General features: G+C 60.5%; 18 protein-coding genes. 13 read left to right on the top strand and 5 right to left on the bottom strand.

Annotated features, from left to right (window positions below; all coding sequences use genetic code 11):
* Positions 1-126 precede the first annotated feature (126 nt).
* Positions 127-3,012: a GH25 family lysozyme gene (locus PV768_RS03355; RefSeq protein ID WP_421092285.1), complete on the top strand. Its 2,886-nt coding sequence runs from the start codon at positions 127-129 to the stop codon at positions 3,010-3,012.
* A gap of 63 nt (positions 3,013-3,075) precedes the next feature.
* Here PV768_RS03355 and rfbA read toward each other — a convergent pair whose 3' ends face one another.
* Positions 3,076-3,945 carry a glucose-1-phosphate thymidylyltransferase RfbA gene (rfbA, locus tag PV768_RS03350; protein WP_321213922.1) on the bottom strand — a complete coding sequence of 290 codons (870 nt, stop codon included), beginning with the start codon at positions 3,943-3,945 and terminating at the stop codon, positions 3,076-3,078.
* 55 nt (positions 3,946-4,000) lie between these two features.
* On the opposite strand from rfbA, the gene rfbB reads away from it, so the two are divergent.
* Genes rfbB through PV768_RS03330 form a run of 4 tightly spaced genes read left to right on the top strand, consistent with a single transcriptional unit; the run spans position 4,001 to position 7,552 of the window.
* Positions 4,001-4,999, top strand: a complete 999-nt coding sequence (gene rfbB, locus PV768_RS03345) for a dTDP-glucose 4,6-dehydratase (protein ID WP_157241782.1) — start codon at positions 4,001-4,003, stop codon at positions 4,997-4,999.
* A gap of 4 nt (positions 5,000-5,003) precedes the next feature.
* Positions 5,004-6,428 carry a sugar nucleotide-binding protein gene (locus PV768_RS03340; RefSeq protein WP_421092284.1) on the top strand — a complete coding sequence of 475 codons (1,425 nt, stop codon included), beginning with the start codon at positions 5,004-5,006 and terminating at the stop codon, positions 6,426-6,428.
* A 35-nt stretch (positions 6,429-6,463) separates the two neighbouring features.
* The gene (locus PV768_RS03335) at positions 6,464-7,156 is read left to right on the top strand and encodes a glycosyltransferase family 2 protein (protein ID WP_421092283.1); all 693 of its coding nucleotides are present in this window, start codon (positions 6,464-6,466) and stop codon (positions 7,154-7,156) included.
* A gap of 9 nt (positions 7,157-7,165) precedes the next feature.
* On the top strand, positions 7,166-7,552 hold the full coding sequence (locus tag PV768_RS03330) for a DUF2304 domain-containing protein (protein WP_157241779.1): 387 nt from the start codon (positions 7,166-7,168) through the stop codon (positions 7,550-7,552).
* 73 nt (positions 7,553-7,625) lie between these two features.
* On the opposite strand, the gene PV768_RS03325 is transcribed toward PV768_RS03330, so the two are convergent.
* On the bottom strand, positions 7,626-8,507 hold the full coding sequence (locus PV768_RS03325) for a glycosyltransferase family 2 protein (RefSeq protein WP_157241778.1): 882 nt from the start codon (positions 8,505-8,507) through the stop codon (positions 7,626-7,628).
* A gap of 164 nt (positions 8,508-8,671) precedes the next feature.
* On the opposite strand from PV768_RS03325, the gene PV768_RS03320 reads away from it, so the two are divergent.
* From PV768_RS03320 to PV768_RS03290, 7 genes are all read left to right on the top strand, one after another.
* On the top strand, positions 8,672-9,433 hold the full coding sequence (locus PV768_RS03320; protein ID WP_321213924.1) for a glycosyltransferase: 762 nt from the start codon (positions 8,672-8,674) through the stop codon (positions 9,431-9,433).
* Positions 9,433-10,368, top strand: a complete 936-nt coding sequence (locus PV768_RS03315; protein ID WP_421092282.1) for a glycosyltransferase — start codon at positions 9,433-9,435, stop codon at positions 10,366-10,368. The genes PV768_RS03320 and PV768_RS03315 overlap by 1 nt, the downstream gene beginning before the upstream one ends.
* A 57-nt stretch (positions 10,369-10,425) precedes the next feature.
* Complete coding sequence (locus PV768_RS03310; RefSeq protein ID WP_421092281.1) at positions 10,426-11,469, top strand: hypothetical protein; 1,044 nt, start codon at positions 10,426-10,428, stop codon at positions 11,467-11,469.
* 30 nt (positions 11,470-11,499) lie between these two features.
* Positions 11,500-12,732: a lipopolysaccharide biosynthesis protein gene (locus tag PV768_RS03305; protein WP_323056573.1), complete on the top strand. Its 1,233-nt coding sequence runs from the start codon at positions 11,500-11,502 to the stop codon at positions 12,730-12,732.
* A complete protein-coding gene (locus tag PV768_RS03300) occupies positions 12,729-14,705 on the top strand; it encodes a DUF6541 family protein (RefSeq protein WP_421092280.1) in 1,977 nt (658 codons plus the stop codon). Before PV768_RS03305 ends, PV768_RS03300 begins: the two co-directional genes overlap by 4 nt.
* A gap of 67 nt (positions 14,706-14,772) precedes the next feature.
* A complete protein-coding gene (locus tag PV768_RS03295) occupies positions 14,773-15,840 on the top strand; it encodes a substrate-binding domain-containing protein (RefSeq protein WP_323056575.1) in 1,068 nt (355 codons plus the stop codon).
* Positions 15,837-17,540, top strand: coding sequence for a DUF2142 domain-containing protein (locus PV768_RS03290; protein ID WP_321213930.1), 1,704 nt, complete (start codon positions 15,837-15,839; stop codon positions 17,538-17,540). The genes PV768_RS03295 and PV768_RS03290 overlap by 4 nt, the downstream gene beginning before the upstream one ends.
* A gap of 360 nt (positions 17,541-17,900) precedes the next feature.
* Here the strand turns inward: PV768_RS03290 and PV768_RS03285 are convergent, their stop codons facing one another.
* Positions 17,901-18,380, bottom strand: a complete 480-nt coding sequence (locus PV768_RS03285) for a GtrA family protein (protein WP_421092279.1) — start codon at positions 18,378-18,380, stop codon at positions 17,901-17,903.
* A gap of 77 nt (positions 18,381-18,457) precedes the next feature.
* Here PV768_RS03285 and PV768_RS03280 point away from each other — a divergent pair, with 77 nt between their 5' ends.
* A complete protein-coding gene (locus PV768_RS03280; protein ID WP_421092278.1) occupies positions 18,458-20,041 on the top strand; it encodes a DUF2142 domain-containing protein in 1,584 nt (527 codons plus the stop codon).
* A gap of 15 nt (positions 20,042-20,056) precedes the next feature.
* Here the strand turns inward: PV768_RS03280 and PV768_RS03275 are convergent, their stop codons facing one another.
* Positions 20,057-22,012, bottom strand: a complete 1,956-nt coding sequence (locus tag PV768_RS03275; protein ID WP_421092277.1) for a glycosyltransferase — start codon at positions 22,010-22,012, stop codon at positions 20,057-20,059.
* Positions 22,013-22,077: 65 nt separating this feature from the next.
* Positions 22,078-23,265: a UDP-galactopyranose mutase gene (glf, locus tag PV768_RS03270; RefSeq protein WP_321213933.1), complete on the bottom strand. Its 1,188-nt coding sequence runs from the start codon at positions 23,263-23,265 to the stop codon at positions 22,078-22,080.
* Positions 23,266-23,338: the final 73 nt, after the last annotated feature.

Below are 23,338 nucleotides of genomic sequence, written 5' to 3'. Positions count from 1 at the left end.
AACACGGTGCTATGGTGAGCGCGTTAAGTGTCAAAAACCCCTGTCCGTCCGGTTCCTGGGGGAACCAGCCGGAACAGCAACCCAGATGAGGGCTCGTGGGAGTGCCTCATTGTCTCCGGAGCCAATATGAAACGGAACCTGTCTCAGTCCCGTCGCCCCGTCAGGAAGTCCCTTGGGATCGTTCTGCTGGCCGCTTCCCTGGTGGCCGGCCCAGGCCTGGCGGGTATTGCCTCCGCCGTTGAGCCTGCCCCGACGCCGACAACTTCCTCGCCGACGAGTGATCCGTCGCAAACTGTTTCACCTTCTCCGTCGGTCTCCACGCCGCCCCCTTCTCCCGAAGAAACAGCACCGGCGGCAGCGCCGGCCGCCCCGCCCACTGCAGAGGCTACCCAGTCCATGGCGGAAGCAGTCGGCGTCGGCGGAGCTGAGATGGGGCAGCGGTCCGCCCGCGTCACGGCCTCGGCTCCCTCGGACTCGTTCAAGCGGCTGAGCACGGAGTCACTGTCCACCGAAGGCACCTGGATGCCCACTTTTGGCATCCAGGGACTGGACGTGAGCGGCCACCAACCGAGCGTGGACTGGCAGCAGCAGTGGAATATGGGCGCTCGTTTTGCTTACGTAAAGGCCACTGAAGGCAATTACTACACGAACCCCTCCTACGGCCCCCAGTACCAGGGGTCCCGCAACGTTGGAATGATTCGGGGCGCCTATCACTTCGCCATACCCAACTGGTCTTCCGGAGCGGACCAGGCGCGCTACTTCGTGCAAAACGGCGGGGGCTGGTCCGCCGACGGGTACACCATGCCGCCCGTCCTGGACTTCGAATTCAACCCGTACGAGGGACGCACCATCAACGGGTTCTACTTCGGCAATACCTGCTACAACATGGCCCCAGCCCAGCTGCAATCCTGGGTTCGGGATTTTGGCAACACCATGCAGGCGCTGACCGGCAGGCTCCCGGTTATCTACACCAATACAAGCTGGTGGAACCAGTGCCTGGGAAATCCGGCCGGTTTTGGTGACTATCCCCTGTGGGTTGCGGCGTACCCAAGCTCTCCCACGAACAACGCCGGCCCGGTACCCACCGCCAGCTGGGGTACTTACAGCATGTGGCAGTACAGCAGCACGGGGCCATTCGCTGGGGACTCCAACGTCTGGAACGGGGATTACGCGGGCTTGAAGGCATTTGCCTCAAGCGGCATCCCTCCTGCCGCGACCAGGGCCATTGATGCGCTCCGGTCATCCATGCCGTCGCTCGGAGCACAGACTTCTGACACGATCTGCGGGCTTAGGGATGGAGGCTGTTTTAGGGGCTACCAATCGGGAATCGTTATGTGGTCCTCCTTGTCAGGTGCCCAGCCGAGCATGATCGGGCCAATCCGCGATTCCTGGGCAAGGACTGGATTCGAGAACGGCCAGATGGGATATCCGGTCTCGGCTGTCATTTGCGGGATCAAGAACGGCGGCTGCTTCCAGAACTATCAAGGTGGATCAATCATGTGGTCGCCGGCGTCGCCGGCATCGCAGGTACCTTTCGGAGCGATCCGAGACTATTGGGCAGCCCAGGGGTACGAAAATGGCGCTCTGGGCTACCCCACAAGCGATCAGACATGTGGGCTCAAGAACGGCGGCTGCTTCCAGCTCTTCCAGGCTGGTTCTGTCCTCTGGAGCCCTGCCACAGGTGCCCGCCTGGTGAAGACAGGACCGCTCCTCGATGCCTGGTCCCGGGCGGGATTTGAGAACGGCCTGCTCGGCTACCCGAAATCGGAGGCCACCTGCAGCAGCTCAGCCTGCACCCAAGACTTCAGCGGTGGCGTTATTGCCTGGACGCCAACCTCAGGCGCCTGGCCTGTCTTCATGGGAATGGGCGAGACCTGGAAAGCGGCCAGGACGAACGGGGAACCCATCGGGTTCCCCGTGGCAGGGGAAGTCTGTGGCCTGCGGGAAGGCGGCTGCTATCAACTGTTCCAGGGCGGGACACTTATGTTCTCCCCGGCCCGCGGTGCCTTTACCCTTACCGGCCGCTTGCTGGATTACTGGCAGAAGTCCGGCTTTGAGAACGGCCGGCTGGGCTACCCGGCCGGCGCCGCGAGCTGCGGCGGAGTGCAGATTGAGTGCCGGCAGGCGTTTGAAAAGGGCGTTGTGGGCTACTCAGCCAGCACGCCCCCGGAAACGGTTCCTGCCGGTCCCCTGGCGGCAGGCTGGGAGCGTCTGGGGTGGGGCGCAGGAACCCTCGGCTACCCCGCATCTCCGCAGTATTGCGGGCTCAAGGACGGCGGCTGCTTCCAGATGTTTACCAAGGGCGCGCTTATGTACTCGCCGCTTACAGGGGCCCAGCCCAGCATTTGGGGACCGATCCGGGATCTGTGGCAGAAAACCGGCTTCGAGAACGGGGTACTGGGCTACCCTGCCTCCGACGTCATCTGCGGCCTCGTTGACGGCGGCTGCTTCCAGAACTACTCCACCGGGACCGTCATGTGGTCTCCTGCAACCGGAGCGAACGCCGTGATGTTCGGCCCCGTCCGGGATGCTTGGGTGGGCTCCGGATTTGAAGGCGGGAAGCTTGGTTACCCTGTCAGTGCACTGGTTTGCGGGCTCAAGAACAGCGGCTGCTTCCAGAACTTCGCCAGGGGAACGGTCATGTACTCGCCCACAACCGGGGCACATGCGATGACTTCAACGCCGATCAGGGAGCGGTGGGCGGCAACAGGCTACGAGTCAGGGTCATTGGGCTACCCCACAAGTGCCACAATCTGCGGCCTGAGGAACGGCGGCTGCTTCCAGAACTTCGAGAAGGGCACGGTGATGTGGTCCTCGGGAAGCGGCGCCCACCTTATGGTGCCGGGCCCGATCCAGCAGAGCTGGGCCAGCCAGGGCTTCGAAAACGGAACACTCGCCTATCCCACCAGCAGCCAGACGTGCACAGTCGACAGGACATCCTGCAGCCAGACGTTCCAGGGAGGAAGCATCAGCTGGACCGCCTCCGATGGAGCGAAAATCCGGCTGAACTAGCCAGGCGATAACGAAGAGCGGGACCCGGATCTCCGGGTCCCGCTCTTCGTTATGGACTATGTTCTAGTGGCCGTGCTCCAGCAGATCGATTAGATAAGATCCGTAGCCGCTCTTTACCAGCGGCTCGGCCCGCTCCCGCAGTTCGTCATCGGTAAGGAAGCCCAGCCGCCAGGCGATTTCCTCCGGTGCACCGATCTTCAGTCCTTGGCGATTTTCGGTTGTCCGGACGAAGTTCGAGGCATCGTTAAGATCGTTGAAAGTGCCTGTGTCCAGCCAAGCCGTCCCCCGCGGCAGGATCTCAACCTGCAGCTTTCCCCTTTCCAGGTACGTACGGTTGACGTCGGTGATCTCCAGTTCGCCCCTGGCCGAGGGCTTGAGGTTCCTCGCGATCTCCACAACGTCATTGTCATAGAAATAAAGTCCGGGGACGGCGTAATGGCTCTTGGGTTTTGCCGGCTTTTCCTCCAGCGAGATGGCCTTGCCCTCGGAGTCGAACTCCACCACGCCGTAGGCCTTGGGGTCCGCCACCCAGTAGCCAAACACCGCCCCGCCATCGATGTTCTCGAAACGACGCAACTGTGTGCCCATTCCGTGGCCATAGAAGATGTTGTCGCCGAGGACCAGGGCCACGCTGTCATCACCGATGTGCTCTGCACCGAGCACGAATGCCTGGGCAAGGCCGTCCGGCGAAGGCTGCTGCTTGTAAGTGATGGACACTCCGAAACGGGACCCGTCCCCCAGCAGGCGTTCGAATTGCTCTGCGTCATGCGGAGTGGTGATAATCAGGATGTCCCGTATCCCGGCAAGAATGAGGGTGGAGAGCGGGTAGTAGATCATGGGCTTGTCGTAGACCGGGACCAACTGCTTGCTGACTCCCAGGGTTATGGGGTGAAGCCTTGAGCCGGTACCGCCGGCAAGTATTATTCCGCGCATGCTCCCATCTTTCCCTTCGCTAAGTGCGGCGGCAAATCCGGTACCCTTGGGAATTATGCAGCGACTTCTTGTTACCGGCGGCGCCGGCTTCATTGGCTCAAACTTTGTCCACTACGTTCTGGAGAATACGGACTCCCACGTCACTGTTCTGGACAAGCTGACCTACGCCGGCAACCTGGCATCGCTGCGGGGCCTCCCCGAGGATCGTTTTGAGTTTGTCCACGGTGACATCGGCGACGCGGCCCTGGTGAACCGCCTTGTCGCGGACACCGACGTCGTGGTCCACTATGCTGCCGAGTCGCACAACGACAACTCCCTGCACGATCCCCGCCCCTTCCTGGACACCAACATCATCGGCACCTACACGCTCATTGAAGCTGCCAGGCAGCACAACAAGCGGTTCCACCACATCTCCACGGATGAGGTGTACGGTGACCTGGAACTCGATGACCCTGAGCGGTTTACCGAACAGACACCCTACAATCCCTCCAGCCCGTACTCATCCACCAAGGCAGGCTCAGACCTGCTGGTCCGTGCATGGGTCCGGTCCTTCGGGCTCCAGGCAACCATCAGCAACTGCTCCAACAACTACGGGCCGTACCAGCACGTGGAGAAGTTCATTCCCCGCCAGATCACGAACGTCATCGACGGGATCCGCCCCAAGCTTTACGGCAAGGGCGAAAACGTCCGTGACTGGATCCACGCCAACGACCATTCCTCCGCGGTCCTGGCCATTATCGCCAAGGGCAGGATCGGCGAGACCTACCTGATCGGCGCGGACGGGGAGAAGAACAACAAGGACGTCGTCGAACTGATTCTCAAGCACATGGGCCAGGCGGCGGACGCCTACGACCACGTTGTGGACCGTCCTGGCCATGACCTGCGCTACGCTATCGACTCCACCAAGCTCCGCGAGGAGCTGGGCTGGGAACCGGAGTTCTCCAACTTCGACGAAGGCATCGAAGCCACCATCGCCTGGTACCGGGACAACGAGGACTGGTGGCGCCCCCAGAAGGCCCAGACCGAAGCGAAGTACAAGGAACAGGGCCAGTAAACGAATGCCGATCGAATTTTCCAAAAAGCTCGCCGCACACGAAACGCCCATTCCCGGCGTCGTGCTCTATGACCTCCCGGTCCACGGTGACAACAGAGGTTGGTTCAAGGAAAACTGGCAGCGGGAGAAGATGCTGGAAATCGGACTGCCGGATTTCCGGCCGGTCCAAAACAACATCTCCTTCAACGAAAAGGCCGGGACCACCCGCGGCATCCACGCAGAACCGTGGGACAAGTTCATCTCGGTCGCAACGGGCCGGATCTTCGGTGCCTGGGTTGACCTCCGCGAAGGCCCCACTTTTGGTGCAGTCTTCACGGCGGAAATCGACCCGAGCCAGGCCATTTTCATTCCCCGCGGCGTAGGCAATGCCTTCCAGACCCTTGAGGACAACACTGCATACTCCTACCTCGTAAACGACCACTGGTCCGCTGACGCGCAGGGGCAGTACACCTTCCTGAACCTCGCGGATGAAACAGCTGCCATCGGCTGGCCGATTCCGCTGGAACAGGCCGAGCTTTCCGACAAGGACAGGGCGCATCCAAAGATGGCTGACGTCACCCCGATGCCAGCCAGGAAGATCCTCGTAATCGGTGCAGACGGGCAGTTGGGCAAGGCGCTGCGGAAGCTGTACGACGGCGACCCATCCGTCGAGTTCGCGTCCAGGGCCGAGTTCGACCTCACCACCGCGGAATCCTTCAGCAGCCGCAACTGGAAGAACTACACGGCGATCATCAACGCGTCCGCCTACACGGCGGTCGATGCTGCGGAAACTGCTGAAGGACGTGCGGCCGCCTGGAACGTAAATGTCACGGCCGTCGCGCAATTGGCCAGGACCGCCGTCGAGCACAACCTCACACTGGTGCATGTCTCGTCGGACTACGTTTTTGACGGCTCCCGCCGCGTTCACGATGAGAACGAGCCCTTCGCCCCGCTCGGCGTTTACGGCCAGACCAAGGCCGCCGGCGACGCCATCGTGAGCGTTGTTCCCCGCCACTACATTGTGCGGACGAGCTGGGTCATCGGAGCCGGCAACAACTTTGTCCGGACCATGGCTTCCCTGGCGGAACGCGGCGTAGCACCATCAGTGGTCAACGACCAGATCGGCCGGCTGAGCTTCACCCAGGACATCGCCGCCGGCATCAAGCACCTGTTGGAGCACGAAGCTGAATATGGCGTCTATAACCTCAGCAATGAGGGTGAGCCGCAGTCATGGGCCGACATTGCCGCCGACGTCTACGAGCTGTCGGGCAGCCCAAGGGAAGCGGTGAGCGGAGTTACCACCGAAGAATACTTCAGCGGTAAAACCGCCGCGCCCCGCCCCCTCGCAAGCACGTTGGACTTGACGAAGATCAAAGCGACGGGCTTTGAGCCGGCCTCCTCCAGCAACCGGTTGGCCGAATACTTGAAGAATGAGTTGATCAACCCGTGACACTAAGCAACCGCAGGCCCGAAACACTGGTCATCATGCCTGCCTGGAATGAGTCCGAATCCATTGGCAACACCATTCGGGAAGTGTACGAGTTTGGGCCTCTGTGCGATGTATTGGTCGTCGACGACGGATCCCGCGATAACACTGCCCAGGTGGCACGTGATGCCGGCGCCATGGTCCTCCAGCTTCCTTTCAATATGGGAGTCGGCGGCGCAATGCGTACCGGATTCAAATATGCGAAGAACCATGGCTACAGCCAAGTGATCCAAGTCGATGCTGACGGCCAGCACGATCCGCGGGATATCAAAACGGTGCTGGACGGCCTTCAGGATGCCGACATTGCCATAGGCGCCAGGTTCGCCGACAAGGGCAATTACACGGTGCGTGGACCCAGGAAATGGGCCATGAAAGTACTGGCGTGGACGGTTTCCCGTGTTGCCGGCACCACTTTGACCGACGTCACCTCAGGGTTTCGGGCCGCAAATACAAAAGCCATCCGCCAGTACGTGGATCACTATCCTGCGGAATACCTCGGCGACACCATCGACTCCCTTGTTGTCGCGATCCGTTCCGGCTGCACGGTTAAACAGGTTGGGGTTTCAATGCGCGCCCGCCAGGGCGGAACGCCAAGCCATGACCCCCTCAAAGCCGCCATTTATCTCGGACGCTCAGGAATGGCTTTGCTGTTCGCACTGACGCGAAAGAAAACCGAGCCGTCCACCAACTAGGAATTCAACATGTCACTCCTTATGGGTTCCATCGTCGTCGTGGCGATCCTGTTCTTTGTGTTCGAAATGCTCCGCCGCCAGAAACTGCGTGAAAAGTACGCTGTGCTGTGGATCGTGATCGGTATCGGCACCCTCCTGCTCTCGGCCTTCCCCTCCGTATTGGAGAAAGCCAGTGGACTCCTCGGAATCCAGGTACCGGCAAACCTCCTCTTCATCATGACGCTGGTCCTCCTGGTGGGAGTGTGCCTGCACCTCTCGAGGGAGCAGTCTCAGGCTGAAGACGAGGTGCGCATCCTTTGCGAGGAAGTAGCCCTTCTCAGGGCGGACCTGGCCGATGTTCGACACCGCCTGAAAGCGGTCTCCACGTCTGGGGAGGAACCCGAAAACGGCCAATAGGAGAGCCCGGCCGCGGATGTGAGTGAAACAACAAAAAAGGACGCCCGAGGCGTCCTTTTTTGTTCGCTGTTCCCTATCTGACGACGTGCTTCGCAAGCCGGGGCAGTGAATCGAACTTGCCTTTCCCGACTGACTTGAAGATTAACGACACAGCGTTGAGCCGGGAGGTGGTGTGGAAACTCGCAGCACGCGCGGCACCTTTCCAGCCAAGACGGCTGAACCGCTCAGCCTGCTGCTGAAAGAAGCGCCGCTCCTCATCAAAACGCCTGCCGTCCAGCGCACGCACCGACGAGTCGGACGCCTGGTGCCTGCGGTACAGGAAGGCCAGCACGGGATCAACAATCATCGAACCGTGCTCTGCGGCGATATCGAGCAAGAGGGCGAGGTCTTGGACAACGTCGAGACCTTCGGTGAACCCGATACGCTTGACCGTCTCTGAACGCCATGCCAGGGACGGGAAGTACGCCCAGTCGGCACGCACCAGGCTTGTCGCCATGGCCTCACCCTTAAGTTCGATGCGCTCACTGGTCTTGGGTGCATAGACCTTCTTCACAGCATCCACGAGCGGCGTGCACGCGATGCCCTGCTCATCAATTACCTGCACCCCCGGCTGGACAACGTCTGCCTTTGGGTACTCTTCGAAGGCGCTCACCACAACGTCGAGATAGTTGGGGAGCATGATGTCGTCGGCGCCCATAATGACGACGTAAGGGGCTTCTACGAGGGTCAGCGCCTTGCGGTAGTTGCCGTTTGCGCCCAGGTTCTGGTCGTTCTTGAGGTAGGTAACCCGAGGATCCGTGATGGTCGAAAACCATCGTTCGGGTTCAGGATCCGGGTACCCATCGTCGATGACAACAAGCCGCCAGTCCTGGTTCTCCTGATTCATTACGCTGCGGGCTGCAAGCTTCATCTGATGGACATCGCCGTAGTACGGCAACATTACGTCAACGGTCATGGACCTGAGGTTCCTTCCGTGGTTTCCGCGCGAAGAGCCCGGCGGCTGCGTCCCCTCGATTATAGTTGACTGGCACGCGTCCATTCGGGCAGGCACAGCTTGCTAGACTGCTTGGGACCTGCCCGCCCCGCTGGCACCGCCCGGAGGCCTGAGGAGAAAAACTGATGGAGCCCGAAACCGCCCCCAAGCCGCGCGTGAGCGTGTGCATGGCGGCGTACAATGGCGCGCGCCATATAGAGGAACAAATCGACTCAATCCTGAGCGAAATTGGCCCGCACGATGAGCTGGTAGTGGTCAACGATTGCTCCACCGACGAGACATCCCAGCTAGTGGCCGGCATCAATGATCCGCGGATTCGGCTCATCCAGGCCGAGCGCAACAACGGTTACGTCCGCACTTTCGAACGGGCCCTTGGTGAGGCGCGCGGAGAATTCGTATTCCTTTCCGACCAGGACGACGTGTGGCTCCCTGGCAGGGTGGAACGCATGATCTCCGCCATGGACGGCAAAAACATGGTTGTCAGCAATTGCCGGCACTTTGACGGTCCGCTGGGCTCGTTCCACGAAATTCGGCTGCGCTCCAAGGACTCGACACACAACCTCCGAAACATCCTCGGCATTGTCGTCGGCTACCGGTTGCACTGGGGCTGTGCCATGGCGCTCCGGCAGGAAATCCTCCAGCAGGTATTGCCTTTCCCCTCGTACATGACTGAATCACATGACCAGTGGGTGGCAACCGTGGGCAATGTCAACCGCTCCATTATCTACATGGAAGAAGACACCATCCTTCACCGACTGCACGGCGGGAACCTGACCCCTCACGGCATCCGCTCCGCCGCAAAGATAGTCCGGGCACGTATCGCGTTCCTCCGCAACGTTGTCGAGGCTGTACGACGACGCTTTCGCCACGCCAGGACGGCGCAGTAATGGCGCCTGCAGACTTTGAAGCCAAAGAACCGCACCAGGACGTGTGCGGGGTCGTTTCCGCATACAACCCAGGTCCGGAAAACGTCTCCAACGTCAAATGGCTGCTGCGCTTCGTCTCCCACGTTGTGGTCGTCGACGACGGCTCGCCGGGCGACGTTTCACAGGCGCTGGCGGAGATGGAGGACGCCGGCGCAATCGTGGTACGGCTGAGCAATAACTCCGGCATAGCACGGGCCCTGAATGTTGGAATCAAGGAAGCAGTGGAGCGGTGGGGTCCGGAGTGGATCGTCACCATGGACCAGGACTCCCGCTTTACCGGCGATTACATCACGTCCGCACTCGAAACCGCGGCTTCCTCCCGCGACCCTCGAAGCGTGGGCATGGTGTGCGCGGAGTCACATAACCATATTCCACTGCCCACCTGGGGCGATCGGCAGGAACCCCAGATCTTCGACCCCATGACCAGCGGCAGCTTGGTACGGACAAGCGTCTTCAACGTCGTTGGGTTCTTTGACGAGGGCTTTTTCATCGACTGCGTGGACTCTGAATTCAATGCCCGCCTACGCGAGCATGGACTCCGTGCCCTCGCGGGACGGGGATGCAACCTGGAGCACAGCCTTGGCAGTGCGCGCCCCATGAAAATTCTGGGATGGCATGCCCGCGTCGGCTCAAAGAAGCTGTTCGTCTACTACCACGCGCCGTTCCGTGTTTACTACATCACCCGCAATTCACTCATCCTTGCCCGCCGGTATGCGATGAAACAGCCAACGTGGGTGCTTCGCAGGATTTACATGGAAATCCAAAGCAACGTTGTCCGCTTTGGATTTGGCCCCAATAGGCGGAAGCATTTCGTCGCGGCCGTGGCAGGTGTCCGCGATGCGCTCCGTCAGAAGATGGGCAAGATAGACGACGCCCTCGCCGCCCGCCTGCGCTAAGGAAGAATCCCAGTACTCAGGGCAACCCCCTGGCCCGGCCGAGATCGAAAGACACCCATGACCACCAACTCAGGAACCATCTTCGTCCTCTACCACAGGGGACTCAGGACCGGGGGGCCGGAAGCCCTCCACCAGCTCGTCGACATGCTGCGCGAGCTTGGCCAGGATGCCTTTCTCGTCCCGCATCCCCACACGGCCCGGAACCCGCGGGTGGAACAGTACAACATCTATGACGCACCGGAAGCCCCTGAAATCGTGGATGCGCCCGGGAACACGGTGGTTTTCCCGGAAACCTATGTTTTTGAGATGTCGAAAGTGAAGCACGCCCGGCGGATGTGCTGGTGGCTCAGCATCGACAATTCCCTGACGTTCATGGCCGAACGGATGTGGCACCGCAACCAGGCCGGCCTTTTGAAGAAGGCACGCGAAGCCGCCTTTCCCTATGCCCGGATGTGGAAGAACCGCGTTAATCCGGAGTCCCTTCGGAAGGACCGTGACGTTGTCCATTTGGTGCAGTCGTCCTATGCCTGGGCCTTTATCGCCACGCGCCTGGACGTCGTACCCTCACTCATCTCCGATTACACACCAACGGACGAGTTCCAGGGGACCACAGCCCTTCAGCGCAACCGCAACATGGTCACGTACAACCCCGCCAAGGGTGGGCACATCATCGAAGCCGTCAAGGCCCAATGCCCTCCTTCCTTGGAATGGCGTCCCATCGTAGGAATGACCCGGGCGGAAGTCGTCGAAACCCTCCAGGGCTGCGGCGTATACCTGGACCTGGGTCATCACCCTGGCAAGGACCGCATGCCCCGCGAAGCCACGTTGTCCGGCGCGCTCACCGTCGTTGCCCGCCGGGGCTCAGGTGCTTTCTATGCCGACGTCCCCATCCCCTGGGAGCACAAGATCACCCCCGGCGACGAAGAGGTGGCAACAGCCGTGGGGATGCTGCCTCGGCTCATCGAAAACTTCGATGTTGAAGTGGCAAAACAGGACACCTACCGGGCAACCATCCTGAATGAACGTTCCCGGTTCAAGCGGGAGGTTGAAGACGTGTTCGTGAACGGCCGGCTTGGCAAGGACGCGTATGACTACCTGTAGCAAACCAGCCAACCCCGGAGCAGCGACGGCATGATCAAAAGGATCGCGGCGTTCGCCGGGTTACCCTTGCTCGCCTCGCTGGCCTCCTTCATCCTCCTGCCAATCATTGCAAGGGTGGGCGGCGCTCCGGCGTGGAACTCTTTGGCTGTCGGGCAGGCCGTAGGCGCCATTGCCGCCATTGTCATCGGGCTCGGCTGGCCCCTCACGGGACCCGCCGCCGTCGCGTCAGCCAGCGAGGAAAGCGTGCGGCGCCGGCATTATGCCGTCAGCTTCGTCACCCGCTCGTTCATGTTCGTTTGCTCTGTGCCCCTGATGGCGCTCGCCCTTGGGTTCGCTAGCGGCACCAGCCAGTTCCCGGTCGCATTCCTGATGGCCTGCGCCCAGGCGGCGGCGGGCCTGACGCCGGCCTGGTACTGCATCGCGACCGGACACGCCGGCCGGATAGCCAAGTACGACGTCCTGCCGAGGATGGCAGCGACGCTCGGAGTGATACCGCTGATTTTCGCGACGAGTGAGATCTATCTCTACCCGCTGGCATTGCTGGTGCTGGGCTTGACAGGAACCTTCTGGTTCAACAAGAACCACTCCGACCGCCAGGATTACAGGGGCCTGTCACTACCGGTTGTTTTCAGGGAAATCTGGGGATTGCGGGCAGGCGCAGGAATCACTGTAGCTGCCGGAGCTTACGCTTCAACGCCTGTACTGGTGGTTCAGTTTGCTGCGTCGGCAAGCGGCCTGGCCGCCTTTGTGTCGGCCGAGAAGCTGTACCGGATCGGTCAACTGGCTACTGCCGCGTTGGGCAACAGCCTGCAGGGCTGGGTCAGCGAGTTTGGTACGGACCACCGTCAGAGGCGGAAGTTTTCGCTGGTGGCGCTGTCCGGACTTGGTACCGCCGGGTGGCTGATCATGGCCCTCCTCGGGCCTTGGGCCAGCACGCTGCTTTTTGGCCCGGCACTGGCTGCGGACTTTTGGACGTGCTTCTGGTTTGGCCTGTCATTCCTCCTGGTATGTGTCACAACGTCGACTGGCGCCCATTGGCTGGTTCCGGCCAAGCAGATGCGGGTCGTGTTCACCAGTACCATCGCCGGTGCCGTTGTGGGCCTCCCCGCCATGATTGTCCTGGCCGGACTGATGGGCGGCCAAGGCGGGGCCCTTGGCCTGGCGATAGGTGAAATCCTGGTCACCGCAATTCAGTTCGCAGCCGTTTTGCGGCTCATCCGGGCCAAAGCCCCGGAGGACAAGGTGGAGGGATTGACTCCATGATATGGATCGGCTTCCTCCCGGTGGTGGTTTTGGCAGCCCTCCTGCTGTACGTCCCCGGAGCCCTGATTGCCAGCTGCCTGAAATTCCGCCCGGGTGCTGTCCTTGGTCTTGCACCATTGCATTCGACGGCGGCCGCAGGCCTTACGGGTGTCATTGCCGGACAACTGGGGATCCCTTGGAGTGTCCTGCCGTTTCTGCTGGTGAGCGCCCTGATTGCCGCGGCCGCACTGGTGATTACACGGGGTATTCCGTGGCGAATGCCCCGGCTCCCGTCATGGCGGCAGTGTCTCCCCTTCGCTGCCATCGCCCTGGCTTCTGTTCCGATAACCTGGCGCTTCATCCAGCTGGTCGGCTCACCTGAGCATCCCTCACAGGTATTCGATAACGTCTTTCACCTCAACGCCATCCGGTTCATCCTCGACACCGGCAATGCTTCCTCGCTGAACCTTGCTTCTATCCAGGGGGTGAGCGGCTTGGATGCTGTCTATCCGGCGGCATGGCATTCTTTTGCCGCCCTACTGGTGCAGTTGGCCGCCGTCGATATCCCTACAGCGCAAAATGCACTGAATCTGGTCGTAGCAGCTGTTCTGTGGCCCGCTTCCTGCTTTTTTCTGGTGGCAAAGACCATTTCGAGAAGGCCCGCTGCGCTTATCCTTGCAGCCGTTGTCGCCGGGACACAGGTGGCGTTCCCGTTCCTTATGATCGTCTGGGGACCGTTGTTCCCCTACGCCCTGGCAATTAGCATGATGCCCGCCGCCATCACTGCCCTGGCCGGGCTGGCACGGCTCGGACGGACCCGTACGGATCCGCTGCGGAGCTGGACCTGTGCGCTCGCCATCGCGATGGCGGGCCTTGCCTTCGCCCACACCAGTTCCATTAACACCACTATGGCTGCTGGTTTTCCGATCGCTGCCCTGCTGTGGTGGCGGTTTGCTGAGCGGGCTAAACTGCGGCAACCTGACCCGCGACGGGCCTGGCTGCTTATTGCCGGGACGTTGGCCGTTGTTATTGTTGCAGCCGCCCTCTGGTTCAAGCTCCGCCCTGCTCCGTACGACAACTGGGGACCATCCGTTAAGCCGGGTGCCGCCGTCGGTGAGATCCTGACAATGAGCCCGATGCAGTCAGCCATCCCGGCTGTGGTGGTCTCGGTCCTGTCCATCGCGGGATTGCTCACGGTCTTCCGGATGGGCAGCCTCCGTTGGCTCGCCGCCTGTTATGCCATCGTCGGGGCGCTCTATGTCGTGGCAGCATCACTGCCTGAGAGCGCCCTTAGGGACGCTCTGGTGGGGACCTGGTACCAGGACACCTACCGGCTGGCGGCTCTCCTGCCGCTGTTCGCGACGCCGCTTGCCGTGGTCGGCGGACTGCGCATATGGGATTCCTGGCGCGCTTCCGCCGCGGCCTTCAAACTCCAGCGCGTGATCGGACACCGGTTTCGTTGGCGCTCACACACCGGGGCAACTGCACTGGCAACCATTACGGCCTTTGCCTTCGCTGCGCTCGCAACTGTCGCTGGCCCCTTGTCGCACTATATCGCCGGCGCCGCCACCGTCTATCGGTTCGACGCTGGATCCGACTTGTTGACTCCTGACGAGTTGGCGTTGTTGAAACGAATCCCCAGTCAGGTTCCTCCGGATGCAGTCATCGCCGATAACCCCTGGAACGGCAGCTCTTTGGCCTACGCTTATGCGAACCGGCGGGTACTGACGGCTCATCTATTTGCGGAGAAGGACGCTGACACATCGCTTATCGACCGAGAACTGAAGGAAGCTCCGGACAACGAAGCCGTCTGCAGCGCGTTGAAGAAAAAGAATGTGCAATACGTTTTGGACTTTGGATCGCAGTACCTGATCGATTTGCCGGGATCCGAAACCTATCCCGGTGTAACCGACATAAGTGATGTCCAGGGGCTTGACCTTGTAGATTCACAAGGTGACGGGGCCAAACTTTACCGGATCACGGCCTGCCCATGACCATGGGCAACTGCCGGCAGACATCAGCCTGCCCATACCGGCTCCGCGTCGGCATTAGGCTGGACAGGTGATTCCTGTTTCCCGCCGAACATCCCGTCTCCTGGCCGCCGCTTTACTGTCGGGGCTCTTCACCCTAACCTCGTGCTCCACCACTCCCCCCGGAACCATCCAGGGCGCTCTTACCGGCATCGGCAGCAACGCCGGGCAGGGAGCCGTCAGCGCTTGGGGTTTGGCATGGGGCAGCGCGGTCAAGGGCACTTCGGTCAGCTTCTCGCCCGATGGTTCCGCGGCGGGACTCAAGGCGTTCCAGGACGGACAAGCGCACTTTGCAATCACTTCTGCTCCGCTGCCTGAGCGGGAGGCTGCAGCGGTGCGCGGTATGTGCACTGATAAGGGCGCATTATCGCTGGCAGCCGGAGTCCTGCCGGTAGGTGTTGCGGTCAAGATCAAAGGCGTAAATGACCTTGTGCTGGACCCTCGAACCCTCGCAGCCATACTGCGCGGGGAAATCACGCGATGGAACGATTCGAGGCTGGCTGAGCTGAACCCTGGAATTGCGTTGCCGGACCTGGCAATCACTGTTCTTGTTCCGGAAGGGCCGTCGGATACAGTGCGGCCCGTCAACAACTACATCAGTGAGCGGACAGGCACCGATTGGGATCCCGAGCATGAAGACCGCTGGCCAGCCGACGTAGTCGGGCAGTCGTCGTCGCCGCCGCTGGCTCTTGCGGACAAACTTGACGATACGAATGGTGGCCTCTCCATTCTCGATGGAAGCATTATCGGCAACAGGTTTACTGCAGCCCAACTGATGTTCGACGGGAAGCCCCGGAGGCTGCAAGCCTCCTCGGTGGTAGACGCTGTCAGTACGGGCGATGTAGAAGCCTCATCAACCTCAGTCGTCCAATCGTTGGATGGGCGCTCCGGATATGCCCTGGGCACTGTCATTTACCTGCACGTCTGCAGGGAGTACTCGGAACCGGCCCTGAGCCGGCTGGGCCGCTCGTTCAGCGAAAATGTCTTTGGCAGCGATGCCCAGAAGAACGCCAACGCATTCGCGTTTGTCATGTCACCTAGCAAAAAAGCCGCAAGCGAAGGACTGGCACTCATCAGCACCATTGGAGACGGACAATGACCCTGCTATTCCGAAATGTTCGCCGACGTGGGTTGCCCCGACCACTGCCTACTTTCGGTCTTCTCACGGCACTGTTCTTTCTGCTGTTCGGATTGTGGTCGGCCGCCACCCCCCTCATGGGCTCTCCAGACGAGCCCGCGCATACCATTAAGGCCGCAGCTGTAGTTCGCGGCCAGATCCTGGTGGAGGAAGGTACCTCGTTCGGCCACGGCGTCCACGTACGTGTACCCAACTATATTGCGAGCCTCCACGCCCAAAGCTGCTACAAGTTCAACCGGGCTCAGGCTGCCGATTGCACAGCTCCCATTTATGCCGACGACACCTTCACAAACATTGCTGTGACCTCTGCAGGCTCCTATAACCCGATGTACTACTTTGTTGTCGGGTTGCCATCACTACTGATGTCCGGCGCCCCGGCGCTCTATGCCATGCGGCTGGTAAGCGCTCTACTCTGTGCCGCTTTCTTTGCAGCCGGCTTCACCGCACTGACCGAACTGAGGCGTCCGAAGTACCCCGTCTTGGTTGCGGCCCTGACAATGACTCCGATGATCCTGTTCCTTGGCGGGGGCATCAACCCGAACTCCTTGGAGATTGCGGCCACCATGGCAGCATTCGCGGGGTTCGTGGTGATCCTCGACAACTGGCGGGACACAAGACGTGTGATCCCCGCGCTGGCCACTGTTGCCGCGTCCACGGTGGCACTCGCAAACGCCCGGCAAATATCGTTGATATGGCTTCTCTGCGCCCTGATCGTCGGTGTCTGCTCTTTCCGGTTCCGGCGCACTGTCACCGTCTTTAAGGACAGGCGGGTGCTCGCTGCCGTGGGTTTGGCCGTTCCAGGGGCATTGTTGGGGTTAGTTTGGATGTACTTGGCAGCTAACGGGCCAGCAAACGTCGGCGTGGCGCCAGAGGGAATTGCCAATCCACATCCCGACGCCCCCCTGTACCGCGGTTTCATGATTATGCTCGACCGGACGTACGATTTCTTCCCGCAGTACATCGGAACCATGGGATGGCTCGACACCCCTGCACCCGAACTGGTGACGCTGGTTTGGGGCGGATTGATGATCGCCGGCCTGCTGATCCCTTTCTGTGTCCGGCCGCTTCGCAACTGGACCGGATACTGGGTTGCCCTCGCAATGCTCTACCTGGTTCCTGCGCTGCTGCAGACCGCGCTATGGCGTGGGATGGGGTTCATCTGGCAAGGACGCTACACGCTTCCCCTTGTTGTGGTCCTATTCGTCAGCGTAGGTCTTGGACTGAGGAAACTCAGATTCCCGGACGGCCCCGTTGCCTTACACGTTTCGCGGATCATGTTCTGGCTCATTGTTTTCTGCCACACCTTGACCTTCGCATATGTCTTGAGGCGCTACGTTGTAGGCATTAGTGAGATCGCCAACTGGCAGACGCTTTTCTCTTCGCCTGACTGGCAGCCGCCGTTCGGTTGGCTCCCCCTGACCATCGCTTACCTTCTTATAACCGCGCTCGCGGGCCTGATCCTGTTCCGCTACCTCTTCACCGGGCAGCCTTTGATAGCTCGCTCGGTGAGAGCTGGAAGGCCGGGCCGGCTCTCCACTTCGGGAGCCACCGCCCACGCGGAGCGGAACGCTGCGGCAGACCTTATTTCCGCATCCGGGGCCTCCCACCCCGTTTCCCCCGAGCCCGAAGTCTCCAGGGCGCCGCGGGAACCGTCCATGTAATTCAAAGGTGCCGCACGGCACGCCGTGATGCGTACGCTTCAAGCCTCCGGCACTCACAACGAGCGCCGGAGGCTGTTTTGGCTATGCACATGTGTAAAGCCCGGGCGTGGCCGAAGCGTTCCACCCAGCCTGGGCGGCGCCATAGCCCTCCCTGCCCCTTCAGAACCGGGCACTGGATGTGGTCACACCGTCGATCGTGCTGGACCGTTGGGCCGGGCTTGGATGTGTTCGGCCAGCCGCAGGGCCTGCTCACTGCGGAATGAAAGGTGCCCGGGAGCAGGCCCTCCAGGGTTTGGCGTCGTTCGTCCGGGCTGTCTGTTGCCCGAGTTGCCCCCCGGAAGCCCCCTACCGGGCAGAGAACTAGTTCGTTTCCACGTCCTGCGGTTCACGCCGGAAGATCCAGTGCCGGTAGAGGAAATAGTTCCAAACCGTGGTGAGAGTCGTTGCAGTGGTCTTGCCCAAAACATACGACCAGCCAACAGCATCAAAACCGGTAACTATCACATCACTTACGACGATGTTCAGTAGAACCAGGAGCAGGTACTTTGCTGCACTGACGCTTCCCTTGTTCGTTGCCTGGAAAGTGAATACTCGCTGGAGCAGAAAATTGAAAACCAGGCTAACGACGAACGCAATGGGCGTGGCAATCCAAAGGTCTACGCCGAACCCTTCGTGAAGCACCGCCAGCAGTCCCAGATCAAGCGCAAATGAAAGACCACCAACCGCCAGAAATCTGACTACGGGATGCCGGTAAAGGACCATAGCAAGGCGTGGCACAGGAGGAGCTGCCTCGGCGGAAGATTTATTGGATGACGGCATGCCAGAACCGGGAATTCGCATCGTGGGGTTGATCCTCTCCAGTGGAACGGAGTGTTCAGCCTCTTGACAGCCAGCCTCCAAGTACGCTTAAAGCTATCATGCCACATTCGACGCTCCCTCCCCTGTTAGCCAAGTTCAACCACCTAAAGACCCACCGACCCGCCCCCTCATCCTTCCGAGTCCTCATAGTTGCCTGGCTGCTCTTTGGATGCATCGGAAGCGTATGGAGTTTCGCTTCGCCCCTCATGTCCATTCCTGACGAACCCGCTCACACCATCAAGGCGGCAGCAGTAGCCCGTGGACAACTGTCGGGAACCAGCTCCGGAGTCCAAGGTGCCCCCTTGATGGTTCAAGTGCCCGGTTACATCGCGGATCTTAACCAACATGTATGTTTCGCGCAAAAATCAAACGTAACCGCTGACTGCGCGACTCCGATCGACTCCTCCGATCGAGGATGGAGAACCGGCAAGACATCCGCCGGAAACTACAATCCTGTGTATTACGGCATTGTCGGCCTGGGTAGCCGCGGCCTCAGCGGCGAAACTGCGATATATGCCATGAGGCTGATCAGTACGTGGATGGTGGCATTCTTCCTGGCTGCAATCTTCGCAGCCACCGCGTCCTTGCGTCGTTTCCACCGGCCAGTCATCGCGGCTTCAATAGCACTGACACCAGCTGTCTTCTTCTTAACCGGCTCGATCAACCCGAATGCGCTGGAGATTGCCTCCACGGGGGCCGTATTCGCGAGTCTTTGCGCCATCGCCGAGCAAACGGCCAGCAAGGTTAGGCTCAGCACTCTGCTCTTAGTTGTCTTCACCCTGTCCGCCTCAGTTCTCGCACATACCCGTCCGCTTTCCCTCTTGTGGTTGGCAATTGCCGCGACCGCCGCTGTGCTCTGTTTTGGCATCAATGCTTCTCTGCGCACGCTGGCACAAAGGAGATTCCAGTTAGCGCTGCTCATCGTCGGCGTATCGTGCGCTTTTGCACTGTGGTGGGTCGTGTCGGCGAAAAGCTTCGAAAGCCTGCTGGCGGGCGCCCCCATTCCTGCGGAGAGTGCAGCTGTTGCCATGCTCGACAAAACGGTTTTCTTCATGGTGGAGTACGTAGGTGTCCTTGGGTGGATCGACACTCTGCCGCCGCCGGCCGCTCTCTACGCCTGGGTCCTGGGGTTTGGGGCCATGTTGTTCCTTGCCTACACGGCCCGCCCTCTCAGGGCGCGCTGGGTCATGGTGCTGCTGACGGTTACCGTTATCGCAGTTCCAACCGCCCTGCAAGCAAGCTCAAGCGAACAGCTGGGTTGGATTTGGCAGGGAAGATACACGCTGGCAATGGTTGTCACCCTCATCTTGGCGGCTGGAATCGCAACGCGCTTCCGCCCGTTCCGTATTACGCCTTGGACTAAGTCCATGGTCCGCTGGGGGTTGGTTCTTGGGGGATTGGCGCACGCCTATGTGTTCCTGGAAGGCTTGCGCCGCTACACCATCGGGATTCAAGATCACGTCAACTGGACAGAGATGTTTGAACCGCTGTGGCAGCCTCCAGGTACCTGGCAAGTGCTCGCGGTCATCTACATCCTGCTGTTGGCAACCTGCGGTAGTTTCCTCTACCGCCTCTTGACTACGCCGCCGGCACAGGCACGGCAGAAGCATATAGCCCCGTTGCAGCCACCGCTCAGCAGATGATGAGCGGCGGGAGATTCATTTAGAAGCGCCCGCGCTCCTGGTGGCAGGGTCATTTTTATGGCCCTGCGCCGGGGCGGCGGCATCGAAGGTGGCGCGCCAGGCCTCCATCGAAACAAGGGCCGGCAGCGCCGACCTGTAGTTATCAGCCAGCGCATTCCAGTCTTTGTACAGTCGTGCATGCTGTCTGGCCGACCGTGTCAGCATTGCCCTGAGCTTTTTCGGATCGCGCCTATACCAGGAGGCGGCCGTACCCTCCGCGTTTGAAACTACGACGGAGTCGTAGTGGGCTATCCGAAACCAGCGATTATCAAGGTGGGCAAGGTACGCCTGGGGGCGTTCCAGCGATTCCGGCGGGGGCTGCTTCATCAGCTGCCGCGCCACCATGGTCAAACCCCACTGGACCATGTCCTTCTTGGCGGGCATTTGGACATCGGCAGCGGCCGAGAGGCCGGCGCCCAGTGCAGGCGCAGGAAAATCGTCCACGTCCTCGCGCATCGTTGCGTCGGAGTATGACTCACGGAGTTCGTTGATCTCCGCGAGCTTTGTACTCAGGGAGGGATGCAGGTGCCCGGGACCTGTCAGGAGGTCGTCCCTTCCAGCCAAACGATTGTGCGCGGTGAAGTACTGCAGGGATACCAGATGTTTGACGTCTTCCTGGAAAGATTCCCGAAGGACGTTGCCCCCTTTGGGATAGGGACTATGGAGAAGTGCGGTAATGAGCCGGTTACGGTTGTGGAAGTAGGCCTGCCAGCCCACAAGGTCGTCTTTGTCTATCCAGGAGATGTGCCAGAGTGCCGCCCCTGGAAGGGATACCGTCCGGGTTCCGGCAGCTCTGGCCCGAAGACCATACTCGGAGTCATCCCACTTAATGAACACGGGCAGGGGCAGGCCAATCGTCCGGATGACGGACGTCGGGATCAGGCACATCCACCAACCGTTGTAATCTACGTCGACGCGGCGGTGAAGCCATGGCGTCTGCCGAAGGTTGGAAACGCCAAAGTCGTGCCGCATCTGCATATCCTGATGCGGCTGGCCTGGCGAGAAGCGGCGGGCGTCGATGGTCTCGCCCATCGAATACAAGGTGCTCCTGCTGTAGAGGTCGAACATATGGCCACCAACGATGGTGGGATTCTTGCATCTGCCGGAAAAAGCCATCATCCGCATGATGCTCTCCGGCTCCATGACGACGTCATCGTCCAGGAGGAGAACGTAGTCGCTGCCGTTTTCGACAGCTTCGTACATTCCCCGCGCGAAACCTCCTGAACCCCCAAGGTTGGCCTGGTCGATCACCCTGAGTTTTGGGCCAAAGAGCTCCGCAACCTCTGCGAATCCGGGCTGGTGCGCCACTTTTCGTGACCCTTGGTCGACGATGATAACTTCCTTCGCCAGTTCAAGGGCATCCGGATGCTCAACGAGCGAGCGAATGTTGGCGAGGCAGAAGTCGGGCTTGTCCATAGTAGTGATCTGGATCGTCGCCCGCTCCCCGGACCTCAGCGGCTGGGGCCCTTCCCAGCATGCCTGCTTTAGGACGAGGTCGCCGCGGCTCGACGCCAGATCGAACCAATACCAACCGCCATCACCGAATGGTTTGATGGACAACTCGAATGCCGTCGTCGTGTCGCCATCCAGCCTTGCGCCTTCAACACGCTGGATCGTTCCGCGGGCATTCGATTTGTAGACGGTGACCGAACCGTGGCCGGAGGTCTCAACGACAAGCCGGATTTGCCTGACATGGGTCCATCGCCGCCAGTAACTGGCCGGGAAGGCATTGAAGTAAGTTCCGAGCGAAAGCTGTTCGCCTGAACGCACACGAATGGAATAACGGGACACCAGGTCATCGAAATGCACCTCCTTCGGGCTTGCCCCAACAAGGTGCAGCCTCTCTCCGAGAGGCTTGGGATTCCGGGCAAACTCGTTGCTCTCCTGCATCCGAACGCCGCTTGCCGGGCCGGCGTCCGCATAGAGGGACATGGTGTCCACTCCTGATTCCGGAGGGAATATGACCCTCTGGAGCGTTGCCCAGCCCGGCGTGTCAGTCATGCGTCGACGCCTCCGCTTTCCAGCTTTACGCCGCTTTCGAAGTGCGGCCGGATCTTGTTGTCAAACATGCTCAGTGCCGAACCGATGGCCATGTGCATGTCCAGGTACTTGTACGTCCCGAGACGCCCGCCGAAGAGGACGTCCTTCTCGGCCGCCGCCAGGTCGCGGTATTTCAGGAGCCGTTCCCGGTCAGCGGACGTGTTGACCGGGTAGTACGGCTCATCACCCTTCTCGGCGAAACGTGAGAACTCTCGCATGATGACGGTCTTTTCCGTCTGGTAGTCACGCTCGGGGTGGAAGTGGCGGGGCTCGATGACCCGGGTGTAGGGGACGTCGTCGTCGTTGTAATTCACAACGGAGGTGCCCTGGAAGTCCTCCATGTCCAGCACTTCTTCCTCGAAGTCGATGGTGCGCCAGGACAGGTCACCTTCAGCGAAGTCGAAGTAGCGGTCCACGGGGCCCGTGTAGATCACCGGGATGTTCCCGACCACCTTGTTCTTGCTGTACTCATGCGACTCATCGAAGAAATCGGTGTTGAGCCGGACCTCGATGTTCGGGTGCTCCGCCATCTTTTCGATCCACGCCGTGTAGCCGTTCGTGGGCAGGCCCTCGTACTTGTCGTTGAAGTACCGGTTGTCGTAGTTGTACCGCACCGGGAGCCGCGAAATGATGCCGGCCGGCAGGTCCTTGGGATCCGTCTGCCACTGCTTGCCGGTGTAGTGCTTGATGAAGGCCTCGTACAGGGGACGGCCGATCAGCTGGATGCCCTTGTCATTGAGGTTCTGCGGATCGGTCCCGGCGAGCTCGCCGGCCTGCTCCTGGATGAGTTCCCGCGCCTGGCCGGGTGTCAGGTTGGCACGGAAGAACTGGTTTATGGTCGCCAGGTTGATGGGGAGTGAGAAGACCTCGCCCTTATGCACGCCATAGACCTTGTGGACATAGTTCGTGAAGGTCGTGAACCGGTTGACGTACTCCCACACCCGCTCGTTGGATGTGTGGAAGAGGTGGGCGCCGTAGCGGTGCACCTCGATGCCGGTCTGCTCTTCTTTTTCGCTGTAGGCGTTGCCGCCGATGTGGTGGCGGCGGTCGATGACGACGACCTTCAAGCCCAGCTCAGTAGCGGCCTGTTCTGCGATTGTCAGGCCAAAAAAGCCGGACCCTACGATGACGAGGTCAGCGGTCACAAAATCTCCTGGATTGAATGCGGGCAGCGCAATTGTGCGCATTGTCTGCTGCTCTAGCCTACCCGAGGGATAG

This window comes from Pseudarthrobacter sp. CC4, assembly GCF_048957775.1.
GTDB lineage: Bacteria > Actinomycetota > Actinomycetes > Actinomycetales > Micrococcaceae > Arthrobacter.
The sequence above is the reverse complement of the archived record's forward strand: the minus strand, read 5'-3'. Positions and strand labels throughout refer to the sequence as shown.

What these genes read in the sequence shown, in the direction of transcription:
- PV768_RS03290 (WP_321213930.1), top strand. Translation starts at nt 15,837, where the DNA reads ATGACCCTGCTATTCCGAAATGTTCGCCGACGTGGGTTGCCCCGACCA.
- PV768_RS03325 (WP_157241778.1), bottom strand. Translation starts at nt 8,507, where the DNA reads ATGACCGTTGACGTAATGTTGCCGTACTACGGCGATGTCCATCAGATG.
- PV768_RS03335 (WP_421092283.1), top strand. Translation starts at nt 6,464, where the DNA reads ATGCCTGCCTGGAATGAGTCCGAATCCATTGGCAACACCATTCGGGAA.
- PV768_RS03300 (WP_421092280.1), top strand. Translation starts at nt 12,729, where the DNA reads ATGATATGGATCGGCTTCCTCCCGGTGGTGGTTTTGGCAGCCCTCCTG.
- PV768_RS03315 (WP_421092282.1), top strand. Translation starts at nt 9,433, where the DNA reads ATGGCGCCTGCAGACTTTGAAGCCAAAGAACCGCACCAGGACGTGTGC.
- PV768_RS03275 (WP_421092277.1), bottom strand. Translation starts at nt 22,012, where the DNA reads ATGTCCCTCTATGCGGACGCCGGCCCGGCAAGCGGCGTTCGGATGCAG.
- PV768_RS03310 (WP_421092281.1), top strand. Translation starts at nt 10,426, where the DNA reads ATGACCACCAACTCAGGAACCATCTTCGTCCTCTACCACAGGGGACTC.
- rfbB (WP_157241782.1), top strand. Translation starts at nt 4,001, where the DNA reads ATGCAGCGACTTCTTGTTACCGGCGGCGCCGGCTTCATTGGCTCAAAC.
- PV768_RS03280 (WP_421092278.1), top strand. Translation starts at nt 18,458, where the DNA reads ATGCCACATTCGACGCTCCCTCCCCTGTTAGCCAAGTTCAACCACCTA.
- PV768_RS03305 (WP_323056573.1), top strand. Translation starts at nt 11,500, where the DNA reads ATGATCAAAAGGATCGCGGCGTTCGCCGGGTTACCCTTGCTCGCCTCG.
- PV768_RS03340 (WP_421092284.1), top strand. Translation starts at nt 5,004, where the DNA reads ATGCCGATCGAATTTTCCAAAAAGCTCGCCGCACACGAAACGCCCATT.
- PV768_RS03355 (WP_421092285.1), top strand. Translation starts at nt 127, where the DNA reads ATGAAACGGAACCTGTCTCAGTCCCGTCGCCCCGTCAGGAAGTCCCTT.
- PV768_RS03320 (WP_321213924.1), top strand. Translation starts at nt 8,672, where the DNA reads ATGGAGCCCGAAACCGCCCCCAAGCCGCGCGTGAGCGTGTGCATGGCG.
- rfbA (WP_321213922.1), bottom strand. Translation starts at nt 3,945, where the DNA reads ATGCGCGGAATAATACTTGCCGGCGGTACCGGCTCAAGGCTTCACCCC.
- PV768_RS03330 (WP_157241779.1), top strand. Translation starts at nt 7,166, where the DNA reads ATGTCACTCCTTATGGGTTCCATCGTCGTCGTGGCGATCCTGTTCTTT.
- PV768_RS03285 (WP_421092279.1), bottom strand. Translation starts at nt 18,380, where the DNA reads ATGCGAATTCCCGGTTCTGGCATGCCGTCATCCAATAAATCTTCCGCC.